Source organism: Chromobacterium sp. LK11, assembly GCF_001043705.1.
In the GTDB taxonomy this organism is placed as follows: Bacteria; Pseudomonadota; Gammaproteobacteria; order Burkholderiales; family Chromobacteriaceae; genus Chromobacterium; species Chromobacterium alkanivorans.
Genome location: NZ_LDUR01000034.1, coordinates 74,160 through 81,321, shown reverse-complemented (window position 1 = coordinate 81,321; position 7,162 = coordinate 74,160). Strand labels below are relative to the sequence as shown.

The window sequence follows — 7,162 nt, the reverse complement described above, 5'->3', positions numbered from 1 at the left end:
AGCAGATCGTAAACAGGTTCTAAGTGGCGGGAGCCGTGGACATGAGTTTTAGCTGTCAATGGAGCGAGCGGGTTTCCAGTTTCAGCCGCGAGGATTGGGAGCGTTGTTTTGATCCGGGCAATGTGCTGACTTCTTACTCGCTGCAGCAAGCGCTGGAGCGGTCGCAGCTGGTTGAGGGCTTTCATTATCTGAGCCTGCGTCAGGAGGGCAAGCTCCTGGCAATCATCAGTTGCTTCAGCCTGTCTTATTCGTTGACGGATTTGTCGGCCCCGGGGGCGCAGCGCCTGATGGCGGGCTTGCGCAAGCTTTTTCCCGGCCTGCTCAAGCCGCGCTTGTTCATGGTGGGCAGTCCGCTGGCGACATGCACCCATATGCTCGGCATCGTCCTGCCGCCGGAAGACCCCGGCTATCCGGATTTGATCCGGTCCATGGAGCGGGAAATCAACCGCAAGGCGTCCGAGCTGGGGATCCGGTTGTTATGCCTCAAGGAGTTTGATCATCGCCTCAGCCAGTCTCTGGCGCTGGCTTGGCAAGGCCGTTTCCTGGTTTGCCGCAGTCCGGACACCACCTATGTCTATACCCGCGCGGTGGCGGGTTTGGACTATGTGGAGAATATGCGCTCGCGTTATCGCGATGTTTTGAAAAAACGGAAGAAGGCCTTCGCGGCGGCGGGGCTGCGTTGGGAGCTCGTCAGGGATTTCGCGCCCCATGTGGACGTCTTGCACCGCTTGTATCTCAACGTGTGGCAACGCAGCCGCTTCAGGTTCGAGCGTTTGACGCCGGCATTTTTCCATGCCGTCAACGAAGCGCTGGGGGATCAGGCTAGCGTCCTGCTATGCCTGGACGGCGAGCGCATTGTCGCCTTTGAGCTCTTGCTCAATGGCCAGCGTTTGCACCCTTTGTATTTGGGGGTCGACTACGATTACCAGGGGGGCGGGGCCTTGTATTTCAACTGCCTGTATCGGGCGATTGAAGAAGCGCAGAGTCAGCGGCAAGCCTTGGTCGAATTGGGGCAGAGCAGTTATGAGGCCAAGTTCAGCGTGGGCGCGGTGTCGGCCAGGCGATATTTCCATATCAAACACGCCCATCCGCTTGGCCATTTCCTGCTGAGCCGATTCAAGAGATGGCTTTTCCCCACGCCTCGCCTTCCCGCGCCGCGGCGGGTCTTCAAATGCGAGGAGGCATACCTGCAAGCGCTGAAATCCGAAGGCGTGCTCTAAGAACCTGTTTACGATCTGCTGCGCTTCGGCGATACAGCGTTGAAAACACCCTCAAAATGCTCATGTACCAACCGTACATTCCGCTTTTTCGGCCGTTTTCGCCTTGTCTCGCTCTAGCTCGCGAGATCGTAAACAGGTTCTAAGCCGCGCGGGGCGGGCCGCCCCGCGCAGGCTCAATCCTCACTCCAGCCAGATCAGGCTGGCCATGCGGCCGGTCTGGCCATCGCGGCGGTAGGAGAAGAAGCGCGCGCGGTCTATCACCGTGCATTCGTCGCCACCGTAGATCTGCTCCACGCCGGCGGCGTTCAGGCGCTGGCGCGCCAGCGCGTAGATGTCGGCAAGATATTTGCCGTCGCCTATGTCGCTGAAGGCGGCCGCGGCGGCCGGATCGCGCTCCATGAAGGCGGCGCGCACTTCCGCGCCCACTTCAAAGGCGTCCGGGCCGATGGCCGGGCCGAGCCAGGCCATCAGCCGCGCCGGGGGCTCCTGGCAGGCGGCCACGGCGGCTTCTATCATGCCGTCGCACAGCCCGCGCCAGCCGGCGTGGGCGGCGGCCACCACGGTGCCTTCGCTATTGCTCAGCAGCAGCGGCAGGCAGTCCGCGGTCATCACCGTGCACACCACGCCGCGCTGGCGGCTGAAGCTGGCGTCGGCGTCCGGCGTCGCGCCGCCCACCTCGGCCGCGTTCAGCACCGTCACCCCGTGCACCTGGTTCAGCCAGGCCGGTTCCGCCGGCAATTGCCGGCGCAGCAGCGCGCGGTTGGCGGCCACGGCGGCCGGGTCGTCGCCCACGTGCTGGCCCAGGTTCAGGCTGTGGAAGGGCGCGGCGCTGACGCCGCCGTTGCGGGTAGTGATCAGCGTGCGCACATGGGGCGGCGCCGGCCAGTCGGCCTCCAGCCAGTCCGGCGCTTGCTCAGCGGACATAAATCACCTCCACGTCGCCGTCGTCCTCGTCGTCTTCTTCGTCCCAGTCCTCGTCTTCCGCCTCGTCCAGCAGCTGCGGCAGCGGCGCGTCGTCGGCGGCGTCGCCGTCTCCGCGCAGCACGTTCAGCAGGTGGCGCAGGTCGTCCGGCAACGGAGCTTTCCAGTTGCGCTCCTCGCCGCTGGCCGGGTGCACCAGGGTCAGCGAGTAGGCGTGCAGCGCCTGGCGGCCCAGCGCCTTGACCACGGCGGCGATGTCCTCGTCCATTTTGTGGCGCAGGTTGCCGTAGATCGGGTCGCCGGCCAGCGGGTGGTTGGCTTCGCGCATGTGCACGCGGATCTGGTGGGTGCGGCCGGTTTCCAGCTTGCACTCGATGTAAGAGTGGCTGGCGAAGCGCTCCAGCACCCGAACATGGGTGATGGCCTGCTTGCCGCCGAATTTCAGCACCGCCATTTTCAGGCGGTTGTGCGGGTCGCGGCCCATCTGGGTTTCGATGGTGCCGTCAAACGGCACGTTGCCGTCCGCGATGGCGCGGTAGACGCGCTTGACGGTGCGCGCCTGCAACTGGCGCACCAGCTCGGTCTGGGCCGGCAGCGTCTTGGCCACCACCATCAGGCCGCTGGTGTCCTTGTCCAGCCGGTGCACGATGCCGGCGCGCGGCACCTGGGCCAGCGCCGGGCAATGATGCAGCAGGCCGTTGAGCAGGGTGCCGCTCCAGTTGCCGGACGCGGGGTGGACCACCAAACCGGCCGGTTTGTTGATCACCAGGATATGATCGTCTTCAAAGATGACGGGCAGGTCCATGGCTTCCGGCTGGAAGGCCATCTCCTCATTGCTGCGCATCAGAGTGACGTCCAGCTTCTCGCCGCCCAGCACCTTGGTCTTGGGCGCAGCGGTCTTGCCGTCCAACAGCACGTGGCCGTCCTTGATCCATTGCGTTAGTCGGCTGCGCGAGTATTCCGGCATCAATTTCGCCAGCGCGGCGTCCAGCCGTTCGCCGCCCAGCGACAGCGGAACATCAAGTTGTTGTGTAGCGGATACCTCGTTTTCCGAGATGTCGCTATAATCGTCCGGGTCAAAGTAAGGATCAGTCATGAAAAGATACGTTGTCGCTGCAATGTTGGTGATGGGGCTTGCCGGTTGTGCAACCACGGAAACCTACGATGAGACTCGCGGCTGGACCGTGGAAAAGCTGTATTCGGAAGCGCATGATGAGTTGAACAGCGGCAATTATACCCGCGCTGTCAAGCTCTACGAAACGCTGGAAGCGCGTTTCCCTTACGGGCGCTACGCCCAGCAGGCGCAGATGGACCTGGCTTACACCCATTACAAGGATAACGAGCCGGAGCAGGCCATCGCCGCCGCGGACCGTTTCATCAAGCTTCATCCCACCCATCCAAACCTGGACTACCTCTATTATCTGAAAGGCTTGGTGTTTTACAACGATGATTCCGGGCTGCTGGCCAAATGGGCCGGCCAGGACATGAGCGAGCGCGATCCGCGCGCCGCGCGCGAGGCCTTCGCAGCCTTCCGCGAGCTGGTGACGCGCTTCCCCAACAGCATTTACAAGGAAGACGCCTCCAAGAAGATGGAGCGGCTGCTGGACGCGCTGGGCGGCAATGAAATGCACGTGGCCCGCTACTACATGAAGCGCGGCGCTTATCTGGCCGCGGCCAATCGGGCCCAGGGCGTGGTGAAGGGTTACGCCAACACCAAGTACCCGGAAGAGGCGCTGGGCATCATGGTGGCGGCTTACGACAAGCTGTCCATGCCGCAGCTGCGCGACGACGCCAAGCGCGTGCTGGCGCTGAACTACCCCAATAGCGAATACCTGAAAGAAGGCTGGTCCATCGAGGACATGCCGTGGTGGAAGCTGTGGAAGTAAGTCGGCCTTGAGTGGTTTGAAAGCCCCCGGAATCCGGGGGCTTTTTGTTTGACGCAGGGCAGGCGGCGCGGGGTAATGGTTTGAAGGCAATGCCCTTGGAATGGTAAGGTTTCGCCCTTTAAAACGATAATCATAATTAGTTATGCCCAAAACCTTCGCCTCCCTGCTGCTGTTGGCCGCCTTGTGCGCGCCGGCTGCCGCCGCCGCAAAACCAGACTTCACCCTATTAAACGCGCGTTACCCGGAAAAGCTGTCCTACGACGGCTCGGCGCAACTGCTGAGCGCTGGCGACGGCGAACTGAACGATTCCGTCATGGGCTTGATCGATGCGCTCAAGCTGCGTTTTCCTTGGCATGAGCTGTGGGCGCTGCGTTCGGCCAACGGTTTGACCTTGCGTCAGGGGCGAACAGAGGCGCCCTTGCCTTTGCCCAAGGGCAGTTATTTCACCACCAGCTATGTGGCGATGTCGCGAGACGGCCTGACCTTGGCTTTTGGAACCGGCCGGGACGGCAAACTGGAGGCTGTGCGCTGGCGGCGCGGCGGCGCGCTGGAGACGCTGGTGCCTGCGGGCCAAGCCTGGCTGTCCGGCGTCACCGACATCAGCGCCGACGGCCGCACGGTGATTGGCTGGCTGCTGAGCGACGAAAAGGCGATGCTGCGCGGCTTCCAATGGGTGGAGGGCAAGGGCTTCAGCTTGTTGCCGGAACCCATGAGCCTGCCGCTGGCGCTGAGCGCGGATGGGGTGGTAACGGCCGGTCTTGCCTTGCGCGGCAATCTGGACACGCTGCGGCGGATGCGGTGGATGCAAGATTTCATGAACGAAAGCCCGCTAATGAGCGAGGGCGAGGTGACCAAGCTGCGAGTTTCCGGCGTCCATCCGGGGCGCGGGGATGTGGCTGGCTCCTTCAAGCATGCCGACACCGGCGTTTGGCACGGCTTTGTCTGGAATCCGGACGAGGGCAAGCCAAGCCGGCGCGAGTCCTTGCCGTGGCCGACCGAGGCGGAAGGCAAGGTGACTGGCGCGCAACGCGACGCGCAAGTGCTGGCCTGGGCCGGAATGAGCGACGAGGATGGCAATATCTTCATGGAAAGCGACGCCGTGCGTTGGCGTGCGGGCGAGGGTGTTGGCGTGATCCGCGCCAAGTCTGTGCTGGAAGGCTTGTCCGCGGATGGACGCACGGTTTTTGTGTCCTTTAACCGGGAAAGCGATCATAGCCGCGCCTTCGTGCAAATCTCGCCGGAGGGCGAGGTGGATCTGGAGGCGGTGGTGCGCGCGGAAACCCGCAAGGAGAGCCTGGAGATGTCCTTGCGCTCGGTCTCCGAGGATGGCCGCTACTTATGGCTGAACTCGTTCACGGCAGACGGGACGTTCTCGCTGCGCTTGGAAAACGGCAAGCTGGCGCCGTTCTCGCCGGTGATGGGCGATCTGACGTTGACCGCTTTTAGTCAGGACGGCCGCGTGTTGGCGGGCACCTCCACCCAGCCGGAGCAGGGCGGCTACGCCACTTTGCGCTGGCGTTTTGGCGCGCCGAAGACGCAGCGCCTGTTCTGCCCGGGCGAGGCGAGGAGCAGCAGCCATGTCGTCATGTCCGGCGACGGCAAGGTGGTGGCAGCGGGCCAGGAGAAGCATGGCAAGGTGCATACTTGCCTGTTCGGGCCTTTGGATTAAGAGCCTGTTCAAGGGCTGCTACGCGTCGGCGATCCGCGCCGCCTTGACTCCCGAATATGTCATGCCACAATCGCCTCGCGCCGCAGCCATCGCGACACTCGGGATTGGCGTCTCGATAAGAAGAGTTAGGGACGTGCGTCGCCGCATGTCCGATTGCCTTTGTCGCGTCTGATCCGGGCGGGCGATGGCAAGGGCACCTTCACGGGTGCGCCGGTGTTTAGGCTTCTTCCCCGGTAGGCCAACCTTGTCATGTGCCCGCCTTGCCGTTTTTTGCTGCTTGGCGGTACTGGCCAGGGCGTTTGCTGCCGGGTCCGCGCCGCCTTGACTCCCGGACACGTCATGTCACAATAGCCCCGCGCCGCAGCAATCGCGGCGCTCGGGTCTGGCCTCCTGAAATAGGGATTCAGTGGACATGCACCGTTGCATGTCCCCGCCTTGCCGCTTTCGCGGCTTGGCGCTACTTGCTCAGGAGGCTGCAATGACGAAGTCTGCTCGCAATAAAGCCAAACCCCTCGCACCCAAGGCATCCGGCGTGCGCCAGACCATCGATTCCCCGCAACAGCCGGCTTTGCCGCGCTCGCGTTATCGCTTCATCGCGCTGGTCACCAAGGAAATCCGCCTGCCCTTTGTCCGCTACATTCCGGGGCGCAATCATCCGCATTACTGGCAGCCGGAGGAGACCCAGGATTACGAGGAAGCCTGCTTCCTGGGCCGTCAGTACGCCGCGCATCTGGCTCAACTGCTGAAAAACAACCAGTTGCACATCGGGCGCGGCTTGCTGCACCGCATTGCGCGCGACATCGATTACAGCGACGGCAGCCACCGTCGCGGCCTGCGTCTGGGCTTTTTCAATTATCTGGAAGTGCTGCTGGGTCTGGCCGGACGGCGATTGAATCTGTGCCGCCACGTGGAGGCGGTGCATCAGTTGCACCGCAGCCTGGGCGTGCTGGCCTGGCTGGAGCGCAAGCGTAAACGTTGATTCGGCTTGGGTGAATGACAAGGCCCCGCGGGAGCGGGGCCTTGAGGGGGCGGGCGGCGGCGGAGTTCAGATCGCCTGCTCGTTGGTTTCGCCGGTGCGGATGCGCACCACTTGCTCCACCGGAGTGACGAAGATCTTGCCGTCGCCGATCTTGCCGGTGCGGGCGGTGGCGACGATGGTTTCGATGGCGCGTTCCACCAGGTCGTCCGGCAGGATCACTTCCACTTTCACCTTGGGTAAGAAATCCACCACGTATTCGGCGCCGCGGTAGAGCTCGGTATGGCCCTTCTGGCGGCCAAAGCCCTTGACCTCGGTGACGGTCAGGCCGTTGATGCCCAGCTCGGACAAGGCTTCGCGCACCTCGTCCAGTTTGAACGGCTTGATCACGGCTTCAACCTTTTTCATGCTGGAAGCTCCTTGTAGATGAGATGAAATGCTGTCTAAATGCGGATTATTTTATTAAGCGGCGGACATGGAGGCCATTAGC

7 protein-coding genes are annotated in these 7,162 nt (G+C 62.9%); 4 read left to right on the top strand and 3 right to left on the bottom strand.

Going from position 1 to position 7,162, the window contains the following annotated elements; genetic code table 11:
- Window positions 1–41: 41 nt before the first annotated feature.
- Window positions 42–1,220 (top strand): GNAT family N-acetyltransferase, encoded by a 1,179-nt coding sequence (locus tag VK98_RS18940; protein ID WP_048415533.1) that lies wholly within the window; start codon window positions 42–44, stop codon window positions 1,218–1,220.
- A gap of 180 nt (window positions 1,221–1,400) precedes the next feature.
- On the opposite strand, the gene pgeF is transcribed toward VK98_RS18940, so the two are convergent.
- Complete coding sequence (gene pgeF / locus VK98_RS18935; RefSeq protein ID WP_048415532.1) at window positions 1,401–2,144, bottom strand: peptidoglycan editing factor PgeF; 744 nt, start codon at window positions 2,142–2,144, stop codon at window positions 1,401–1,403.
- Window positions 2,134–3,237, bottom strand: coding sequence for a 23S rRNA pseudouridine(1911/1915/1917) synthase RluD (rluD, locus tag VK98_RS18930; RefSeq protein WP_048415531.1), 1,104 nt, complete (start codon window positions 3,235–3,237; stop codon window positions 2,134–2,136). Before rluD ends, pgeF begins: the two co-directional genes overlap by 11 nt.
- Between rluD and VK98_RS18925 the strand changes: the two genes are divergently transcribed.
- The 3 genes from VK98_RS18925 (at window position 3,236) to VK98_RS18915 (ending at window position 6,675) form a co-directional block, all read left to right on the top strand.
- Window positions 3,236–4,027 carry an outer membrane protein assembly factor BamD gene (locus VK98_RS18925; RefSeq protein WP_048415530.1) on the top strand — a complete coding sequence of 264 codons (792 nt, stop codon included), beginning with the start codon at window positions 3,236–3,238 and terminating at the stop codon, window positions 4,025–4,027. The two genes, rluD and VK98_RS18925, sit on opposite strands and share 2 nt — an antisense overlap.
- A gap of 142 nt (window positions 4,028–4,169) precedes the next feature.
- Complete coding sequence (locus VK98_RS18920; protein ID WP_048415529.1) at window positions 4,170–5,696, top strand: hypothetical protein; 1,527 nt, start codon at window positions 4,170–4,172, stop codon at window positions 5,694–5,696.
- A 478-nt stretch (window positions 5,697–6,174) separates the two neighbouring features.
- Window positions 6,175–6,675, top strand: a complete 501-nt coding sequence (locus VK98_RS18915) for a hypothetical protein (protein ID WP_156187959.1) — start codon at window positions 6,175–6,177, stop codon at window positions 6,673–6,675.
- 66 nt (window positions 6,676–6,741) lie between these two features.
- Here the strand turns inward: VK98_RS18915 and VK98_RS18910 are convergent, their stop codons facing one another.
- Entirely contained in the window at window positions 6,742–7,080 is a 339-nt protein-coding gene (locus VK98_RS18910) for a P-II family nitrogen regulator (protein ID WP_019100167.1), read from the bottom strand.
- Between the last annotated feature and the right edge of the window lie 82 nt (window positions 7,081–7,162).

Excerpts from the sequence above, each read along its gene's own strand:
- VK98_RS18940 (WP_048415533.1), top strand. The coding sequence starts at position 42 with ATGAGTTTTAGCTGTCAATGGAGCGAGCGGGTTTCCAGTTTCAGCCGC.
- pgeF (WP_048415532.1), bottom strand. The coding sequence starts at position 2,144 with ATGTCCGCTGAGCAAGCGCCGGACTGGCTGGAGGCCGACTGGCCGGCG.
- VK98_RS18925 (WP_048415530.1), top strand. The coding sequence starts at position 3,236 with ATGAAAAGATACGTTGTCGCTGCAATGTTGGTGATGGGGCTTGCCGGT.
- rluD (WP_048415531.1), bottom strand. The coding sequence starts at position 3,237 with ATGACTGATCCTTACTTTGACCCGGACGATTATAGCGACATCTCGGAA.
- VK98_RS18920 (WP_048415529.1), top strand. The coding sequence starts at position 4,170 with ATGCCCAAAACCTTCGCCTCCCTGCTGCTGTTGGCCGCCTTGTGCGCG.
- VK98_RS18915 (WP_156187959.1), top strand. The coding sequence starts at position 6,175 with ATGACGAAGTCTGCTCGCAATAAAGCCAAACCCCTCGCACCCAAGGCA.
- VK98_RS18910 (WP_019100167.1), bottom strand. The coding sequence starts at position 7,080 with ATGAAAAAGGTTGAAGCCGTGATCAAGCCGTTCAAACTGGACGAGGTG.